This is a genomic window from Desulfogranum japonicum DSM 18378, from assembly GCF_000429945.1.
Taxonomy (GTDB): Bacteria; Desulfobacterota; Desulfobulbia; order Desulfobulbales; family Desulfobulbaceae; genus Desulfogranum; species Desulfogranum japonicum.
Genome location: NZ_AUCV01000029.1, coordinates 1 through 18,459 on the forward strand (window position 1 = coordinate 1; position 18,459 = coordinate 18,459).

14 protein-coding genes are annotated in these 18,459 nt (G+C 45.2%); 6 read left to right on the forward strand and 8 right to left on the reverse strand.

Going from position 1 to position 18,459, the window contains the following annotated elements; genetic code table 11:
* The first annotated feature begins 185 nt into the window (after window positions 1-185).
* From G493_RS0113525 to G493_RS0113535, 3 genes are all read left to right on the forward strand, one after another.
* The gene (locus tag G493_RS0113525) at window positions 186-560 is read left to right on the forward strand and encodes a TonB-dependent receptor (RefSeq protein WP_028580835.1); all 375 of its coding nucleotides are present in this window, start codon (window positions 186-188) and stop codon (window positions 558-560) included.
* Window positions 561-715: 155 nt separating this feature from the next.
* Window positions 716-1,996: a hypothetical protein gene (locus tag G493_RS0113530; RefSeq protein ID WP_028580836.1), complete on the forward strand. Its 1,281-nt coding sequence runs from the start codon at window positions 716-718 to the stop codon at window positions 1,994-1,996.
* Between the two features lie 191 nt (window positions 1,997-2,187).
* Complete coding sequence (locus G493_RS0113535) at window positions 2,188-2,757, forward strand: hypothetical protein (RefSeq protein WP_028580837.1); 570 nt, start codon at window positions 2,188-2,190, stop codon at window positions 2,755-2,757.
* A 91-nt stretch (window positions 2,758-2,848) separates the two neighbouring features.
* On the opposite strand, the gene G493_RS0113540 is transcribed toward G493_RS0113535, so the two are convergent.
* The 4 genes from G493_RS0113540 to G493_RS29220 form a co-directional block, all read right to left on the reverse strand.
* Window positions 2,849-4,786, reverse strand: coding sequence for a lipase family alpha/beta hydrolase (locus G493_RS0113540; RefSeq protein WP_028580838.1), 1,938 nt, complete (start codon window positions 4,784-4,786; stop codon window positions 2,849-2,851).
* Window positions 4,787-4,830: 44 nt separating this feature from the next.
* Window positions 4,831-6,852 carry a cation:proton antiporter domain-containing protein gene (locus G493_RS29215; protein WP_084813580.1) on the reverse strand — a complete coding sequence of 674 codons (2,022 nt, stop codon included), beginning with the start codon at window positions 6,850-6,852 and terminating at the stop codon, window positions 4,831-4,833.
* A gap of 348 nt (window positions 6,853-7,200) precedes the next feature.
* A complete protein-coding gene (locus tag G493_RS0113550; RefSeq protein WP_028580839.1) occupies window positions 7,201-7,893 on the reverse strand; it encodes an endonuclease/exonuclease/phosphatase family protein in 693 nt (230 codons plus the stop codon).
* 6 nt (window positions 7,894-7,899) lie between these two features.
* Window positions 7,900-10,029 carry a VTT domain-containing protein gene (locus tag G493_RS29220; RefSeq protein WP_035274488.1) on the reverse strand — a complete coding sequence of 710 codons (2,130 nt, stop codon included), beginning with the start codon at window positions 10,027-10,029 and terminating at the stop codon, window positions 7,900-7,902.
* 819 nt (window positions 10,030-10,848) lie between these two features.
* On the opposite strand from G493_RS29220, the gene G493_RS0113560 reads away from it, so the two are divergent.
* Window positions 10,849-12,552: a thiamine pyrophosphate-binding protein gene (locus G493_RS0113560; protein WP_035274489.1), complete on the forward strand. Its 1,704-nt coding sequence runs from the start codon at window positions 10,849-10,851 to the stop codon at window positions 12,550-12,552.
* Between the two features lie 226 nt (window positions 12,553-12,778).
* The gene (gene ilvN / locus G493_RS29225) at window positions 12,779-13,297 is read left to right on the forward strand and encodes an acetolactate synthase small subunit (protein WP_035274491.1); all 519 of its coding nucleotides are present in this window, start codon (window positions 12,779-12,781) and stop codon (window positions 13,295-13,297) included.
* 160 nt (window positions 13,298-13,457) lie between these two features.
* Here the strand turns inward: ilvN and G493_RS33425 are convergent, their stop codons facing one another.
* Window positions 13,458-13,610: a hypothetical protein gene (locus G493_RS33425; RefSeq protein WP_153306519.1), complete on the reverse strand. Its 153-nt coding sequence runs from the start codon at window positions 13,608-13,610 to the stop codon at window positions 13,458-13,460.
* 423 nt (window positions 13,611-14,033) lie between these two features.
* Here G493_RS33425 and ftsH point away from each other — a divergent pair, with 423 nt between their 5' ends.
* Complete coding sequence (ftsH, locus tag G493_RS0113575) at window positions 14,034-15,863, forward strand: ATP-dependent zinc metalloprotease FtsH (RefSeq protein WP_028580841.1); 1,830 nt, start codon at window positions 14,034-14,036, stop codon at window positions 15,861-15,863.
* A gap of 200 nt (window positions 15,864-16,063) precedes the next feature.
* Here ftsH and G493_RS0113580 read toward each other — a convergent pair whose 3' ends face one another.
* The 3 genes from G493_RS0113580 to G493_RS0113590 form a co-directional block, all read right to left on the reverse strand.
* On the reverse strand, window positions 16,064-16,723 hold the full coding sequence (locus G493_RS0113580) for a CBS and ACT domain-containing protein (protein ID WP_232363765.1): 660 nt from the start codon (window positions 16,721-16,723) through the stop codon (window positions 16,064-16,066).
* 140 nt (window positions 16,724-16,863) lie between these two features.
* Complete coding sequence (locus G493_RS0113585; protein ID WP_028580843.1) at window positions 16,864-17,244, reverse strand: hypothetical protein; 381 nt, start codon at window positions 17,242-17,244, stop codon at window positions 16,864-16,866.
* 11 nt (window positions 17,245-17,255) lie between these two features.
* The gene (locus G493_RS0113590; protein ID WP_028580844.1) at window positions 17,256-18,251 is read right to left on the reverse strand and encodes a helix-turn-helix transcriptional regulator; all 996 of its coding nucleotides are present in this window, start codon (window positions 18,249-18,251) and stop codon (window positions 17,256-17,258) included.
* Window positions 18,252-18,459: the final 208 nt, after the last annotated feature.

Consider the following 18,459-nt stretch of genomic DNA (forward strand, 5'->3'; position numbering starts at 1 on the left):
CCTGTCGAGCTATTCTGGAAATGGATAAAACCCAAAGTATACGGATTTTCAGCGTTAGGGGGACTTTCAGAATTAATTACCAGATTTCGAAAATTGGTCTGGCATTATAATCAAGGCATGATAGAAAACCCGATCCAATTCAGCTTTAAGGCATACAACTTGTTGTTATAGTTATTTTTGTCAATATGCTTAGCACTGATATAGAGCTGAATTATGTATTTCAGGATACGGAAAATAAAGATAACGGCAAAGAGTTAAGCTATGCTCCAATGCATTCTGTGAAGTGTATTTTCAAGACGCAGTTTGCAACTAAAACCCGCCTTGAGTGGACCACCCGCGGGTATTCCAAGCAGTACTCGGATATCGAGAACACAGAGGCTGAACGACTTGATAGCTACATTACAACAGATATAAAATTGAGCCAGCCTATTACCATGTGGGAAAAACAAGGCCTGGTATTCGCGGATGTTCATAACCTTTTTGATGAGGATTACTCTTCTCATTATGGATATCCCGATGACGGCATAACTTTTGAGGTCGGTATGAGTCTCAGTTTTTAATACCGGATTTTATTCCCCAGGTAATTTCCTTTATAAATCAGGCTTGAGAAAAGTTGTGAATTACGATTTGTAAACTTCCAAGCATGTCGTTGAACTTGCCTAGACTGATAAGACGATTGGAACTCAGGCTAACACTTGATAATTCGTAATTATTTATGAGCAAAAAACTGTCAACAAATATAGATATCATCTTATTTCAAAGTGGCCCAGCTTGGCATAGGATTACGTCGTCAAAAAACAAATTAATTACTGGACTTGTTGACTTCCTGAAATCTATTCCCTCTAGTTCTGGCCCATTAATTGCTGATGATATTTCAACGGATAGAGCAGCCAGAACAGCTATTTGGATGCTTGATCGTCTCGTTTCCCCAAGTCAATCTGAAATATTTTCTGACTTGGGTGAGAGTCAAAAATTCCATAATAATCAATGGCTGATTTATGCATGGGCAAGACGCAAAAGCAAGCAAGAGTTTGAAGGCATATTCCAGCAATCATGGATCAATTTAGAAAAAAGTCACCAAGGAGCATTGATGGCATGGATTGATGTCGTCAATACCAATAATCCTGGAAAGTTATTAGAGTGGTGGAAGTTGGTTAAAAGATCATGCATACCAATACGTGATGATTGGTTTTACACTCCTTTGTTAATTGAAGATTATTCCAAAAAAATCAAAAATAATAGGGAGAGGCAAGCTAAACTACTGGAGCTTGTATTCTCTGGCACAGATAAATTCAACTTGCTTAACCCGATCCATAACAGTTGCCTCCGGCTTATAATTCGTGATATTGCAAGCGAAGTTCCAGAATATGTAAACCAAATGCCAGAAACCGACAAGGGATGGTTTGCCTTTCTATACAATATGTTAGGTCAACTTGGGTTCCAGGATATTTCTAAAATCTGTCAAGAGGCGTATGTTCCAAATGAAGGTTATGGCGCTATCTTGTCATGTGCAAAATTGTTGTGGGTTTATAGCAATTTTAGCCATTCATTAATTCGCCTGATTGATAATTTAGATACAGTTGAAGATATCTGTCCGTATGATAGCTTGAGACTCATGACAAAATTGGTTCCAAAGAGCAAGGTTGAAATTTGGGATATTGTTCTCGACTATCCTGAACGAGGATTATTTCCAATGGTTGCATTTTGCAAATGGTTAAAACCTTCATATAGAGATTCATTGTTCCCTTACTTCGGACACTACGATAACGAAATTGCATCCTGCGCATATCAAGCCTATTTAAACAAAACGCCCCGCACTGTTGTAAACTTTTTATGGAAAAATAACGGGTTCAAGCAACCAATGTGGCAAGAGATAATTTTAGATAGACACCTCTTTGCCCCAAAAGAGATAAAGCCACCTTCAGTTGTTGAGGATGTACAATCTGTTGAGTATGATATGCGCTTATATGATCCATTAAATATAAGGAGATTTTAAGGAAAGATGACTCGATAATGAAATCCAGGCAACGGGAGAAAGCGCACTGGCACTGATTTCACCAATCTTCTTATCCCGGGAACACGGAGCTTGACCAACACTATAAATGTAACAATCAATCTGCGCTTGCCTGCGCTGCTAACCACCTGGTCAACCCCCGAGATGAGGCAAAAATTAATGGGAATGTGGGAATGAAATACATACGCATTCTTTATGCTATATTTTTTATTGGAACTATTTCAAATTGTTCAACTCCTCTCTATGAGATTGAATCGATAGTTTCAGATAAGCACTATGAAAAATCGCTTGTTTTAGATCTACCGTTTGAAGAGGTAAGGCAAGGCTGCTTGGAGGCACTGTCTTTGGATTATCAATTGAAGCATAAACTCGGTTTGGAGCGATGGGGAACTAGTACTTGGTCAGTTGAAGTTATGGAAGACCAATTATTTTGCAAGGACATATTCCAGAAAGAAAATACAAATTACGATGTCTGTTTTAACAAATTCTCAGAATACTGGTATTCAAAATCCTATATGGTAAACGGCAATCCTTCGTTAGCAACAGGGAAGTTTCATATTCATTTTGAAAAACTTGAAAATAATGCCACAGAATTATCGGTTAATATTGTAAATCATCGAGTAGTAAACGGACTTGAATGTTGTGGCCCACATGGTCGATATGTTCGATTAACTCCAGTGGATTCGACAGGTGCAGATGAATATCAGGTTTTAAAGTATTTGGCAGATTATTTTAAAAAGTGATAAAAGAAAAAAGCGAATTTACACATAAGGGTCCGAGGATTTTTTACAGGCTTAAGGACGTATATTCAAATAAAACAGCCTAGGTGATGTGCTACTCTTGCTGTTTTTGCACACTCCTCATCTCAAAAAACTCAGTGGGAGATTCCTTACCTGGCGTTACGGTATAGTATGCCTTGAGCACTTTGTAACCAGCGGCTTGCATTACCAGTTCATATTCACCTGCACGTAAGCCGAAAAAACGGAACCATCCTCGATAACAGTAGTCAGTACGCGATATTTCCTGATCTTCCCAATTGAAATCTTTCTCTCCACAAGAATCAAGAGAACGCGAAATTCCGTTTCCTTTCAATGTTATCCTCTCCACAGAAATCGGGTTGTTTTGAGGTATCTGTTCCCACTCCGGCATACCGACGACCTTGTCTTCCTCGGGAAGAGCTTCGATGATATATCCTGATATCGTGCCATCGGGTGTCAATGCAAATTCAAGATTACTGGTATTGTTGGCTCTGATGGTTATGGGCACCCATTCTTTCTTTGTTTTGAAGCCTCCTAGATATAACCTGGCCAGGTAGTTGCCTGTCGGAAAAGGGCCTATCGCATTCCCTTTATCCTGAGGCCGCAGGGTGATTGTTGTTTCCGCCTTGTTATCCTCAGTAGATCTGAGTGTGAGATTAGGCCATGGCGTAATATATTCTTGCGGCTGGTCAAAAGCAAATTGTACTCTGATTGAGCCTCCAGATGGTTGCTGTGCAGCGTTTTGAGTACCTGCATAGCTGTTGAGTATGGCATTATATTGTTCCATTACCTCTTTACTCTGCATAATGCTGGCGTGATCCTCATTAAAACCGTAAAGCATGTCTGCTTCACTCTGCGCCCTGCGATCCAACAGGCTGGAAAGGGTGATGGTACCATCGTTGTTCGAACGAAAGGGATTACGGTTGCCTGCATGACCAAAAAAAATATAGAAGCCTACTGGATCCGGCAGTTCGCTCTGAAACAGCGACTGGATGAACCTACCTTCCGGTTGCATATCCAGCCAGCAGGGTATAACTGCGGGAGATTGTTTGACCCCGTATTCGGCCATTTTGTCACCGCCCCATGGCGTAGCCAGGGAAATCAGCAGCTTCACATATGGGGTATCGCGTCCAAAATCCATGATAAATGAGCGGGCTATCAACCCGCCCATGCTGTGTGCCGTAATATAGAGTTCTTTGAACCGGTATTTTACCTGAAGATTGGTCAGCTTCCACAGCAGCAGATGAGACATGCTCCTCATCCTGGCACCTGATGGATAGTAGAAGAACCATGGCTGGAAACGCTCTCGATCGATATTGTCAACGAAATATTTCCATCCCCTTGGAGTTCCCCCTGCTCCATGTATAAAGAGTAGGGGGATCTTGTGTGGATCATATTCTTCCAGAAAGTAGATGGTTCCTCCGAATTGTTTATAAAAGGAAACCGGTTCCCAGAATCCCTGTCCACCGTATTCATCAAGAAAAATTTCATCATCCAGAGTTGTTATTGAGCCGGCAAGTCTGCTATGGAATGCATGTTTTGTGATATCTGCAATTTTTTTGCCGATCGGCCAATCAATGGCTGTCGTTATCTCTTGGATGAAGATTTCAATATTTTGGACAATGCCCCCGGACGGTGCAAATATCAGGTCTGGAGCGCCAAATTGGGCTGCGGGTTCACCCTTGTCATAGACGAGGTTGCTGTTTGTATCGACATAGGCGAATACATGGTACTCTCCCTTTGTGACCATCAGCTCAAATTCGCCGTAATCATCGAGAACCGTATAGTGTGACACAAGCCGTTCGCCATTTTGTGTATTGTAGGCGACAACGACAAGTGGGCTGTTCACCGCTACACGGCCGAAAACATGACCGATCAGTATGGTTGATGTTTCGGTGGCATCCACTTCCTGTCTGAGTTTTGTAAGCGTGCAGGACGAAAGTATCAGGCATACTATTGCAACGATGGCCGCTGTTTTCGGATTTTTTGGGTGCAAAGGATTTCTGCTAATCATTTGGCCCTTCAAAGTTTAACTCAATTTTTCCGTGAAAAAAGGGGTTACGATGTAATTGTCAGGCGCTGGTCATCCAGGTTTATCAGAATGCCTTCACAGCTTTCTGCCGTTGGATTGATGAAGCAATGAAATTTAGTGCGTGCCTTGGCTGATCCTATGGTGGCAACCAGATCTCCCTGGGCAAAGAGAAAATCAGGCCCTGGATTTACAGAGAGATCCTGGTCGCGGATAATACCTACCACGGAGACACCTGTTATTTTACGGAGCTCTGTCTCGGCAATGGTATGGCCGATGAGTGGATTACCCGTTTGCAGTTCGGTCCACTGCAGATCGAATTGCTGTTCTGCTGACCGAAGCTGTCCAAGGGTCTGGTATTCCTCAGTGGAATTACTTTCCGCAATAAGCATCTTATGTCTCAGTTCTTCTGTGTAGAGCTGGATCTCTGGAACAGGGATGCGGAGATAGAGCAAAACCTGTCGGATCATTTCAAGACCTGCTTCAAATTCAGGAAAGACGAGATCCTTAACATGCATTTCCTGGAAGACAGAGAAGAAATCCGGGTCGGAAATTCGGGCTATGACTTTCAGGTCTGGGTTGGCTTCCAATGCTTTTTGCGTAATGGTGGTGGCCATAACGATGCTTGGAAGCGTCACTACAAGCAGCGCCGCTGTATCAATGTGCAGGGCTTCCTGCACTACTTCATGGCTGCCGTCACCATATATCATGGGATATCCAGCCTGTTGCCCTATTTCCACACGGTACTGATCTATTTCCACTACAACAAAGGGGATACCGATTTTTTGTAAAACCTGGCCAATCTGAAAGCCGATGCGACCACATCCTGCTATGACAATATGGCGGTTCAAGCCTGTTTCCGGAAAGTTGATGGTTTCAACCGGTTCATGGTTAAACCATTTTTTCTTTAATGCATAGAGCCTGGCTGTACGTCCTGAAATCAGTGGTGTCATTACCATGGAAACAACAGCGGTGGTGAGAATAAGGTTATAGAAATCATTACTTATGGATTCGCTTGCAAGGCCTACTCTGGCAAGCACAAAGGAGAATTCGCCAATCTGAAACATTCCCAGGCCGAGAGCAAGGGGCACCACGTTTCGATACCGAAAGATCCAGGCCAGTGAAGAAAAAATGATACCTTTTCCCAGGCAGACAACGGTGACCAGGAAAAAGATTTCTCCGTAATGCTCAAAGAGAAATTTGGGGTCAAGCAGCATTCCCACAGACGCGAAAAAGAGCAGGCCAAACAAGTCCCGAAGCGGGATAATGTCGCTGAGAGCCTGGTGGCCATAATCGGATTCACTGAGAACCATACCTGCAATGAATGCTCCAAAGGCAAAAGAGAGGCCGAACAGGTGGGTCAGGTAACCGATGCCCAGCCCAATGGTGGTAATGGCAAGCAGGAACAGTTCCCTGGACCCAAGTCGTGCTATCCTTTTCAGGAGAAAAGGGAGCAGTCGTGTACCCAGCAGGAACATTCCCAGGAGAAATACAACTGCCTTGACCGCTGCAAAGCCTATGGCACTCAGTCCTGTGGCAGGATCATTCAGTTGTGGCAGAATAATCATTAACGGAACAACTGCCAGGTCCTGGACAATGAGCATTCCCACCATCACCTTGCTGGAAAGAGTCCCAAGCCACCCCTGATTCATCAGGGTTTTGAGGATCACCATGGTCGAGGACAGGGAGATAAGCGCACCAAACCAGAGTGAAGTTTGCCAGGGCCATGACATTATCTGGCCAATGAGGAGACCAAAACCGATGCTCAAAAGCATCTGGATGGGGGTACCTATCAGAGCAATGCCCTTGACAGGTTTGAGGTCTTTCAGGGAAAATTCAAGCCCCAGCGCAAAGAGCAGCAGGGCGACGCCTATTTCAGCGACAAGTTCAATGTGGTGGATTTCTGAATCTACGATCAGTCCTGAATGTGGACCAAGGATAATGCCTGCCAGAATGTATCCAAGAATCAATGGTTGATGCAGTCGCTGCATGAGAAGACCACAGACAAAGGCTGTGGCCACAAGAAGAATGATACCGGTTACTATACCCATGAAATTCGCACGTAGAAATAGAGGAAAATTTGAAAATAACCCAACACTTTAACTAGCCTATTTTTCTGAAACACCATTGTTTTTCAAACGTGTTCAGGACATGCTAGTAATCCAACCCGGGTTAAGGGTCACGGAAAAAATAAACTATCCAATCTCGCTTGTCTTTCAATTCGCTAACGTCGTCGCGTCAATGGCTCAATACGCCAGTATGGAACCATTGACGCGACGACGTTACCAAACCGATATCCTACGCAATTTTTGGATATTTATTATTTTCCGCGACCCTAAAAAGATGTACGTAGGTGCTGACTATACCAAATACTTGAGACGTAAAGCAATGTTAACGTCTCAATCATCCAGGGTCGCAATCAGGGGAAGATGATCAGACGCAAGTTTACTGAGATTTGTCTGGTGCCGCCAGATTTTCTGTATCCTGGAAGCCGGACGTACCCATATACGGTCAAGTTTCATGAGTGGCATGTGTGCTGGGAAGGTCGCGGGCGTGGGAGGGTGAAAGTTCTGGGTAAACATATTTTTGAGCCTTTGTAAAGATCGGCTCCAGGGCAACCATTCATTGAAATCACCCATGAGAACAACTATGTCTGAGTCAGTGCTGTTGAGTTTTACTGATAATTTTTGCACCTGTTGTCTTCGCTCTTTTGTACTCAGCCCCAGATGAGTGGCAAAAAGAGTGAGAGAAGTGTGCCGGCCTTTCATTGTAACTTCGATTAATCCACGAGGTTCCCGATGGGGGATACTCAGATGATATCTGTGAAACGACTCCGGTGCCGTCCTGGTGAGGATAACATTACCATATCGACTTTCCCTATCCATGAGAGTGAATCCGGAAATTGCGGTATAGCCAAGGGATGCTGTGACGCGGTGTAGGAAATCGGCTGGAAAAGAATAATGTGAGGCGACTTCCTGTAACGCAACAATGTCAGCATCAATTTCCTGCAAGACAGAGACAATACGACTCTGTGATATTTTTTTATCCAGGCCGATGCATCTGTGAATATTGTAGGTGGCGATTTTGAGCACAGAGGTTTAGCTTCCTGTATTTCGCTGTTGTTTTTTGTTTTTGAGCCATTTACGTAGACCATATAAACCAAGGCCTGAACCCACAAATACTGCCATTAGCGTACCGATGCTTCCAAAATCCGGAGTTTTCAGTGAGCGGGCAATCTGGTCGGCAACCAGCGTAATGGTAATTATCCCTGGCAGCAGGCCAATGAATGTACCCAGAATAAAATCCCTTCGAGAGATATTTGAGGCGCCAGCTACCAGATTCACCACGGAGAAGGGTGCCACAGGAATAATTCGAAAGGTTATTACAGCTGCTATGCCGTTTTCTGAGAGGCGTTTATTCACCCTGTTCAGGATACTTCCTGCCATACGTTGTACAGTGCTTCGTCCCAGATGGCGGCCAAGTATAAAAAGAATCAAAGCGCTGAGTTCCGCCCCTAAAATAGCGTACAATGGCCCTAGCCAGGGGCCGAACAATACCACCGTGGCAATAATCATTAAGGTAATGGGAAAGACAGCCAGCCCTCCAACAATGAAGGCCAGAGGAACCATGAGAGGTGCCAGAGGTTGTTGCTGCACCCATTTGCCTGCCTCCAGCACACTTTCCACTGTAAGAAACTGGTTAAGAGGAGTCCAACGCCACAGGGCTGTTATGCCAAGAAGAATAACCAGGCCTGAGACTATTTTTAGCAGGTGGCGGTACGCAAATACCTGATCTCTTGGTTTGATCAGATAATTGAAAAATTCATCCGGTTCCAATGGCTTTTCCGGGTCAAGGAGTTTGGATTCAGGTACCCACTGGTCGATTTCTTTGTTTTCATTTTCATCTACAGGGATAAGGGTCCGCTCTTCGTCTCGCAGTGCTTCTATGGCCGCGATAGGTGTTGCATGTTTGTGCATTGCCAGGGTTACTTCCTCTTGCTTTTTTCCCAGATGTTCCGCCAGAAGGCGGTTGCGAAAGGTTGCAATGGTTTCACTCTGCTCAGTTTCAGATTCGGCTGCCAGGGCCAGGTCGCATTCAGAGTCAAGGCCCAGTGAACGGTTACTGAGATTTGAAGAGCCTATATGGATAAAGGTATCGTCGATGATCATAACTTTGGCATGCACCATGAGACTTACCTCTGGGTTTATTCCTACCCGGGGATAGTATACGCGCAATCGATCATGTCTATCGGCTTCTTTAAGCTTCCTGAGGATACGGCCCCGTAAAATATCCATGGTGTGCTGCTCGAGCCACCCTCCTGTTTTTTGGGGCATAACTGCGATGATTTGGGGCCCATTTTTTTCAAGAAGTCGTTTTTTCAGGGCTTCTCCGATGATGTATGAGCTGAGATACTGGTTTTCGATGTATATGTAATGCTTTGCTGCAGCAATGGAGTCCAGATACAGCTGTTCCACCTCTCGGATTTCAGGGTAATCTTTGTATTTTGGAAAAGTGCGTGCTATGACAACCCGATGGTTGGCGAACAGTGGGGGAATGCTTTCTGGCCAGGGGATATTCGGATGCGCATGGGATGGAGAAGGCAGGACGTTCCCTGTTGCTCGTTGCCAGCGCTGTCTGACCAGTTCCCCCAGGGCCTGGGCCGCAGCACCTGATACAACCATCTGGATATCATGAAAAGGTGGGTAGGCATCTCCTTCCGGTGCAACCCGAAGCGGATTCTCCGGAAGGTGCTCTGAAGTGTCCCAGCGCCATTTACTTATATCCAGTCCCCCACAGAACGCAACCTTGTCATCGATTACCACGACTTTTTGATGTTGTGAGGCGCCAATCGGATGCTCACCATCCAGACAAAATTGAATACGTCTGTGCGTACGCCATTTTAATTTGTAACGTGGGAAAAACTCACGTTCCATCGCATAAATCATGGCAAAATCCCAGCTCAGGAGGAATATCTTAAGGTGCTTGTTTTTCCGGGCAAGTGTGTTGAGAAATTTACCAAGCTTGGTAGGGAGTTCTGATGGAGTATCCCCACGGATGAGCTGAACCTCGCTATGCAGATCCCAACCAGTTATCAATATGGACTCCTGTGCCATCTGCATGGATTCGTGAATTGCCTGATAATAATCTGCTCCATCAACGATAATAGAGACTTGATCCGCCTGAACTGTTTTCCAACAGTTTTTTCCAGGAGTAAAAGAGACTGTCACGATTGTTCTTCCTATTGCTTAGCCCGGAGAAACATAATTTTTTTTGGTGATTTTCCCAGGCGGATGTTTGTTAGGTCATTTGCCTTGTTACCCGTATTTACAGGTTCACACCCTGTCCAATAACAGGCGAAGACTTGGTCAGCTTTCCGCAGTTGCAAAAACATGCTTGAGAGAAACCCGGAACCATACATTGAGAAAAATCATAGAGTATCTCGACAATGGATCATGTTATGAACATAACAGAAAAAGATGTGTCCAATCTCCTTGGATGTCAAGATCCTGTATATTCACGTAATTTGTTGAAAACACCTCGGGCAGAATAAACAGATAGTGCCTGCCGAGGCTTTGGTTCAATGCATTGGCATAAGCTGTATCATGCGGATAATCTGGCAGTCATGGCTAGAAAGTGGTAATTTAAGTGTCTCTATTTCAGGTAATACCACAAGGTGACAAGAAATAGGGTCGCGGAAAGAATAAATATCCAAAAAATACGTAGGATATCGGTTTGGTAACGTCGTCGCGTCAACGGTTCCATACTGGGCGCATTGAGTCATTGACGCGACGACGTTACCGAGTTGAGAGACAGGCAAGATTGGATAATTTATTTTTTCCATGACCCATATATGAACGTAACTGCTCGCCGTGCACGGAATCTTTCCGCGATCAGATTGGCTTATGCATGATCCAATACGCTGCGCCAGCCTGCTTGTGTAAAGCTCAGGCACCTTGTAACCAGTTACAAATACAGGGGCGTTTCACGTTTATCCGTTTCCCCAAAGGGTAGTTATATATGAACTTTACAGGGAGTGAGATTGAGTTATGAATAATGCGCAGATTTTGGCGAAAAGTTTGATTGATTTAGGTGTTGAGCACATCTTTGGTTTTTCAGGGGCCACGATTCTGCCTGTTTTTCATGCCATTGCAGAAACTTCGCTGAACATAACCGTTTGTGCCAATGAGCAAGCCTGTGCCTTTGCGGCTGAAGGGTATTCGCGGTCCAGTGATCAGGTCGGCATTACGGTGGTTACTTCCGGCCCGGCTATCACCAATACCTTGACAGCGGTGGCAGATGCACACGCTGATTCCATTCCCATGCTTGTTTTTGCCGGTCAGGTAGCCCAAACAAAAATGGGAACCGATGAGTTTCAGCATATTGATGTGCAGGGTGTTTTTGCCAATGCGGCAAAAAAAGTGATACTGGTCAATGAATTACAGAAAGTCGAAGAGATTGTAAAAGATGCCTATTACTATGCAAAATCCGGTAAGCCGGGGCCGGTTGTTATCGATTTTCCCTATGATATTCAGCTGGCAGAAGGGGAATATGAAGGCGTTGCCATAGAACGTTTTGCTCAAAAGTATGACGAAGAGCGTCATCTTGGCGAGAATCAGTGTCGTCAGTTTTTTGACCTGTTGAAAAGTGCAAAACGCCCACTTCTCTATATTGGCGGAGGTATGAACTCGCAGGCTGCCAGTGACCGTATTCGGGCTTTTAACCGGAGATTTGCCGTTCCTTCCATAAACAGTCTGATGGGAAAAGGGATTCTGGATGAAACCGCGTACTGGGCACTGGGAATGCTCGGTATGTACGGTGTACCATGTGCCAACAAAGCTATTCAGGAAACCGATCTTTTTGTCGCTTTCGGGGTCCGATGGGATGATCGGGTCAACCAGAAAGTAGGTGAATCAGGATTACAGGCTGATATCGCCTACTTTGACATCAACCCGGAGAAGGTGCAGGAAGTCCGTTTTGCCAGAAACCCAAAGTTTTCCTTTATTGGGAAGGCAGAGACAGCACTGGACGATCTTCTTAATTATGCTGTTAAGAATGATATTCAGCTCGACATCGGAGAATGGCAGGAGCATATCAAAAGTTTAAAAAAGAAGTATGTACTGAATTTTAACAGAAGTGCACAAGAAATTCAGCAGGCGGAAGTGATGGAGTTGCTGGCAGGATTTATCACCGATGAAACCAGGGTGACGACCGGGGTAGGGAATCATCAGATGCTTGCTGCCCAATACCTGACCATGTTCAAACCAAAATCATTTCTTACTGCCGGGGGCTTTGGCCCCATGGGCTTTTCCCTACCCGCATCCATCGGGGCATATCATGCCAACCCTTCAAGTAAGATCCTGGCAATTGATGGTGACGGCAGCCTTTTGATGAACCTTGGCGAACTGTTTACCATTGGGCGTTATAAGCTGCCCATTAAGGTTTTGCTGCTGAACAACCGGGGGGACGGCATGGTTCGTAATCTGCAGGATGTCTTGTATAACGGCGACCATGTGGCGACCAATAAGGATTCAGATGTCGATTTTTCTGCAGTGGCAAGGGATATGGGGTTCCCGTTTGCACAGAGGGTAACGCATCGAGCTGAATTGAAAACACGTCTTGCCGATTTCATGGCTGCCACAGGGCCGTCTTTTCTGGTGGTGGAATGTGATGTCAATGAGATGATATATCCTCGTATACCCGCAGGATCTGGATACAAGGATATGGTTTTGGGCCCGTATATGGAAGAATAATAGTAACTGCTCACAGCGAACCGGATTTTTCCGCGATCAACCTGGTTTATATATAGGCAAATACGCTGCGCCAGCCTGGTTGCGAAAACCTCAGGCACCCTGTAACCAGTTACAGATACAGGGGGATACGTTTATTCGTCTCCCCCAATGAGTAGTTACCGTCTGTTTATAAATAGTCTGCAGTAGCCGTCTAAACTTACTCGAAACTCTGCATTAGAGGTCTGATATGGAAGAAAAAGTGTATATCCTGACCATGCTGGTGGCAAATAAGCCATCTGTAACAGCTCGAATAACCGGACTTTTTTCCGGTCGTGGTTACAACATACAATCTATCTGCGGTGCCCCGACTCATAATCCTGATATTTCTAGAATCACCATAAAAACACAGGCTTCTCCCAAGCAGTATGATGAAATCATGAAACAGGTCAGTCGGCTCATTGATGTCATCAAGCTCCGTGATATGACCGAGGATGATGCCGTGAAAAGGGAAATGGCATTGATAAGTGTCGGGGTGACGCCTCAAAATCGTACAGAACTTATCCAGACAGTGGATATATTCAACGCCAAAGTCGTCAATGCTGGAATTGATTCGTATATCATTGAGGTGACAGGGACAGAGAAAAAAATTGATGCCATGGTGGAGATTCTTCGTCCCATGGGGATAAAGAAGTTAACCAGATCTGGTGTTCTTGCACTGTACCGGGAGTTGGAGGAAGATCATCTGGAGCAAAGCACTCCGGCCTGATACTGAAAACAGCCTTGCTTTACTGAGTTGCTCAGTTTCTTCGGTTGAGTAGTGTGCAGCAGCTTTGTTGTCGCGGAGTTGTAATAATGTGCTACGGTAGTACCCTCGTTGCCTCGGTGATAGCGCTGCTGCCGCAAATATGTCTGATACGGCCTGTAACCTATTGTTCTTTTTCTTTTTTAGTCAATCGTGGTTTCAGGTATAATTTGACAGCATAGTACCCTATGATGGGCGCAGTACAAATGGTGAGCATGCCGAAAGGATCCTGAATATACAGGTTGATTTTTTCCATAATGAGAGTCAGTTGATCCATGTTTTCTCTCCACAGAAATATGATTAATTGTATTCAACAGCTGGAAAGCTGTCCAATGACAAGAAGATATATTCAAAATTGTATCTTCTTGCACGTTTTTTCAGATTCCTGCCTGTGAACTCTTCAGTATTCCCATAACGTGCACCCCCTGTCTATAGGTAGTCATACTATTGCCGGTGAAGTTCATATATCGCAACTGATTTTTGAATTACCCGAAAACTCCCTGTTTTTTTCTAGTTTAAAGACTATGTTATAGAAGACTGCATACAGATTATGGAGTGTATAGGCCGGTTGAAAACGTGACTGTTCACTGTGCACTTGATCCTTCCGCGACCCTTTCTTGAACAGAATGCTTTGTAGAGTTGGACATTGGGTCTTTCAAGCCAGGCATTGAATCAAACAGAGAAAACAACACAGGAAAAAATGGATAACAAGGTTCGTTTTAATCTCATTTATGCGTTTATCGCATTGTTTGGCATTCTCATGCTGCATGAGTTTTGGGTGCAGCAGCAGACTATTCAGCTTGTACCTTACAGCGAACTGGAAAAGTTACTTTCCGAAGGTAAAGTTGAAGAGTTGAGTATTCGTGAAAACTATATCTCCGGACATTTGAAAAAGCCTGATGAGCATGGCAAAACAGTTGTCCTTGCAAATCGTGTTGACCCTAAACTGGCAGAACAGCTTTCCCGGTATGATGTCCCTTTTACCCAGGTGAGGGAGAGTAAATTCCTGGCAACACTTTTATCCTGGGTGGTTCCCGCTCTGGTCTTTGTTGGTATCTGGTTTATCCTGATGCGTAAATTTGCTGAAAAGCAGGGCTTGGGCGGTGGATTTATGAACATTGGAAAATCTAAAGCCAAAATCTATGTTGAACAGGAGACAGGGGTATCTTTTGAAGATGTGGCTGGCGTCGAAGAGAGCAAAGCAGAACTGGAAGAGATTATCAATTTCCTGAAGACACCTGAACAATATGGCCGCCTTGGAGCCAGAATGCCTAAGGGTATTCTTCTGGTAGGCCCTCCAGGTACAGGAAAAACTCTTCTGGCACGGGCAGTTGCAGGAGAGGCTTCAGTACCTTTTTTTTCCATCAGCGGTTCAGAGTTTGTTGAGATGTTCGTGGGGGTTGGTGCTGCCCGTGTACGAGATCTCTTTGAACAGGCAAAAAAATCCGCGCCGGCCATTATCTTTGTTGATGAGCTTGATGCCTTGGGGCGCGCTCGTACCGCAGCTGGCATGGGGGGGAATGATGAACGTGAACAGACATTGAATCAGCTGCTGGTAGAACTCGATGGTTTTGATCCCACCAGTGGCTTGGTGCTTCTTGCAGCTACCAACCGTCCGGAAGTGCTCGATCCTGCGCTTCTTAGGGCAGGTCGTTTTGACCGGCAGGTACTGGTTGATAGACCGGATAAGGTTGGCCGGGTGGCTATTTTAAAGGTTCACATGCGTAAGGTGAGCGTTGGCGATGATGTGGAAGCTGAGAAAGTGGCTGATCTGACTACAGGTTTTTCAGGGGCAGATCTTGCCAATCTGGTAAATGAAGCAGCACTCCTGGCCACAAGGAGATCTGCAGACCAAGTGAGTATGGATGATTTCACCAATGCCATAGAGCGTATTATTGCCGGGCTGGAAAAGAAAAATCGTCTGCTGAATCCCAGGGAACGAGAGATTGTGGCCTACCATGAGGTCGGACATGCTCTTACGGCCCTTGCACTGCCAGGTATGGATCCTGTGCATAAGATCTCCATAATTCCCAGAGGTATCGGGGCATTGGGCTATACGATGCAGCGTCCAACCGAAGACAGATTTCTCATGACCAGGGAGGAACTGCTCAACAAGATTGCTGTTCTTCTGGGTGGACGAGCTGCCGAGAAGCTTGTTTTCGATCATCTTTCCACCGGTGCATCCGATGATTTACAACGGGTGACGGATATCGCCCGAAACATGGTAACCAAGTACGGTATGGATGAGCAGATCGGTCATGTTGTTTATGAGGATTCCCATCAAAACTTTCTTGGCCAGGAAGGGCATCCATACGGTGGGGGATGCTCGTTGAGCGACCAGACAGCTGAGCGAATTGATGCGGCTGTTCGCCGCATTATTGATGATATGTTCAGTAAAACCGTAAGCATCCTGGAAAGCAATCATTCCCTGCTTGAGGAATGTGCTCTATACCTGCTGGAGCATGAAACTCTGTTGGAAGATGATCTGCGCCAGATGACCACAGGTATAATAAAATGTGGAGAGAATTGAGTATTGCCTGGGAGGCTGTTGTGGAGAGGTATTATTTTCTGTGGTTCTTACTTTGGAATAATAATGCTCGCCATATCAAGTGAATGGAAGTGCTTGTTTTTCTGTAATGCCTTGGTCTGAGTGTTTGTCTGAAGACAAATGATAGAAACTGTGTTCCAGGTAAAATGCAGCTGTGCATTTTACCTGGGAAAATGCTGTTTTCAAGGGCGCTGGGGAAGGTAAGGCTCAATATCTTTCACATATTTGGTTGCCACCTTAAACCCTGCTTTTTCAAGGGCAATGACCGATTGTGCCCCATCTTCACCGTCAATACGCATGACCAGCTGTATTATCCCCGGATGATTTTTTACAGGCCAGCTGATAAGACTCTGTATATTGATATCAGCTTCTTGGAAAACATCGGTAATTTTGGCAAGCTCTCCAACATTATCTTGTACGTACAACGTGAGACGTACACTGCTCTCACTCATTCCAATGGCCTCAAGCAGTGTGCCCATAACATCAGTACTTGTGATAATCCCCACAAGATTCTCTCCGTCCTTGACAGGGAGGCAGCTGATATTGTTGGTTTGCATGATGTAGGCGGCCCGTTCAATGGTGGTGTCCGGAGAGGCGGTGATGACCGTTTTAACCATGATCATGCCCACCTCCACCTTTTCCAGCAGATAATTAAGCTCATGTGTGGACAACGCTGTAGCTGGCGAAGCCCAGTTTTGTTTCAGGTCACGATCAGAGATCACCCCTACCAGCTGGCCTTTGGTATTTACTACCAGAAGGTGGTCTACATCATTTTCAGCCAAGATATCACGTGCTTCAACGAGGGTGGTTTTCGGCTGAACCGTGATTAAATCCGTGTGCATTATCCTGCCGATATACATCCTGATCTCCTTCTCTGGTTTAATGTTTTATCAGCTCCGGGAACGGAACTCGGATACGAGTTATATTTTACTTTATACGTATAGTAGCTTAAATATCAGGTGCGGGCCATAGTGATATGTTATCAGTGGATTTTTTTCGTGATCATGGCCTGGTTACCTGGATGTCTGTACCGGATTTCACCCTGGAGTTGCCCGGGCGAGACAGGTTTTGAAAATTGCATGCTGATCGTGTAGCTGCCGCTTCGAGGTTGCTTGAAAAGCCATTTTGCAGAGGAACTGCCTAAGCCATTGACGGGTTTGGGGGTGGCAGAAACCAATTTCACCCCTGGAGGGGCCGTCTGCAGAATGATAAACGCCATGGGAGCCGGTGATCCGACTTTGACACTGATAGTGGCAGAGTTTCCTTTGCCCTGGTAATTTGCGGAGACCTCCGGTTTTGCCAGGCTGAAGGTCGGCTGTAACAGGAATAGGCATGAGAACAGGAATGTAAGATAATACTTCATGGAAGCTCCTCTCATTGTTGGGGCTGTGGCTGAAAGGTTTTTGTGTTTTCATCCCAAAAATATCGCCCAGCCAGCCATAGAGTTTCTGCCTCGCTGAAATCAAAACCAATGCTTCCTGGGATGGTGTATTCTTCGTAAGCCTTTAATATTTCGTTGTCTGTGATGATGTAATTTCGGTCAACATCAGCCCAGTGAAAAGGGGCGATGGCAACAACGGATTGACCTGTTATTTTTTCTCCATGTTGATGCGTTTCTCCTGACATGCAATTTCCAAAAAAACGGATCGTGTCTGTGTGGGTTGTTTTTGCATCGGGAATGACCATGTATAAAAATGCAGCTTTACCATCTTGTAATTTCCCGATCCATCGTGGTTTGGTCTCAAATTGATGATTGCGGGATTTCCCTGAAAGGCTTTCTGCGGTTGCATAGCCCTCTATTTCTTCCCGCAAGAGAATCGGCAGTTCGAGATCTTTATCGCCCCGGACACGTACAATGACTGGAAATGGCTGGTTCGGACCGGTGTGTGTAGGAGCGGTACGTACCGCAGTAATATTAGGCGAAGTGGTATTGTCCCTGGTCAGATTCAGTGCAAGCAGGAGGGCGATAATGCAGAGAAGGAGTATTATTATTCCTGAAAATATCATCGTCCTTTTGGAAAAATGAGTTAAAAAAGAAGAGTTCTTTTCCAACGGAGCTTCAGCATCATCCTGTTTTTCACCCTGTTCGTCTTCCTGCAGAATTTCCGGGCTCTCTACGTCGGTTGTCTGCTCTTCCTGCTCCTCATACTTTTCTTCATTGTCTGCATCAAGGATTTGATCAATTTCTACCTCCAGCGCCTGGGCAAGTTTTTCGGCATTCTCAAATTTTATAGAGGGGTATTTGCGGTTTTCCCATCTGGAAATGGTATCGGTGGTCACACCAACGACAGTGGCCAGGTAAAGTTGGGTTAATCCTTTTTCTTCCCTCAGGGAGCGAACTGCATCACCATCAATTTGCACACTACTCATAGGTAACGATCCTGCATGGTTGGGGCTGATACAGAGATCCAGGAGGATGTCTGAGAGTACCCTTTTTCCACAGCTCAAAGCGTTTTAGGAAAATAATGCCCACAATATGCCGTATATGGCTGGGCCGATTTTTCTGAAATGTCTTGATCTGAGTAAAAATGCTACTTCCCTGATAACCTTCTGGTTCATTTAGAGAAATGTGTGGCCG

What these genes read in the sequence shown, in the direction of transcription:
- G493_RS0113525 (WP_028580835.1), top strand. Translation starts at nt 186, where the DNA reads ATGCTTAGCACTGATATAGAGCTGAATTATGTATTTCAGGATACGGAA.
- G493_RS0113530 (WP_028580836.1), top strand. Translation starts at nt 716, where the DNA reads ATGAGCAAAAAACTGTCAACAAATATAGATATCATCTTATTTCAAAGT.
- G493_RS0113535 (WP_028580837.1), top strand. Translation starts at nt 2,188, where the DNA reads ATGAAATACATACGCATTCTTTATGCTATATTTTTTATTGGAACTATT.
- G493_RS0113540 (WP_028580838.1), bottom strand. Translation starts at nt 4,786, where the DNA reads ATGATTAGCAGAAATCCTTTGCACCCAAAAAATCCGAAAACAGCGGCC.
- G493_RS29215 (WP_084813580.1), bottom strand. Translation starts at nt 6,852, where the DNA reads ATGGGTATAGTAACCGGTATCATTCTTCTTGTGGCCACAGCCTTTGTC.
- G493_RS0113560 (WP_035274489.1), top strand. Translation starts at nt 10,849, where the DNA reads ATGAATAATGCGCAGATTTTGGCGAAAAGTTTGATTGATTTAGGTGTT.
- ilvN (WP_035274491.1), top strand. Translation starts at nt 12,779, where the DNA reads ATGGAAGAAAAAGTGTATATCCTGACCATGCTGGTGGCAAATAAGCCA.
- G493_RS33425 (WP_153306519.1), bottom strand. Translation starts at nt 13,610, where the DNA reads ATGGATCAACTGACTCTCATTATGGAAAAAATCAACCTGTATATTCAG.
- ftsH (WP_028580841.1), top strand. Translation starts at nt 14,034, where the DNA reads ATGGATAACAAGGTTCGTTTTAATCTCATTTATGCGTTTATCGCATTG.
- G493_RS0113580 (WP_232363765.1), bottom strand. Translation starts at nt 16,723, where the DNA reads ATGCACACGGATTTAATCACGGTTCAGCCGAAAACCACCCTCGTTGAA.
- G493_RS0113585 (WP_028580843.1), bottom strand. Translation starts at nt 17,244, where the DNA reads ATGAAGTATTATCTTACATTCCTGTTCTCATGCCTATTCCTGTTACAG.
- G493_RS0113590 (WP_028580844.1), bottom strand. Translation starts at nt 18,251, where the DNA reads ATGAGTAGTGTGCAAATTGATGGTGATGCAGTTCGCTCCCTGAGGGAA.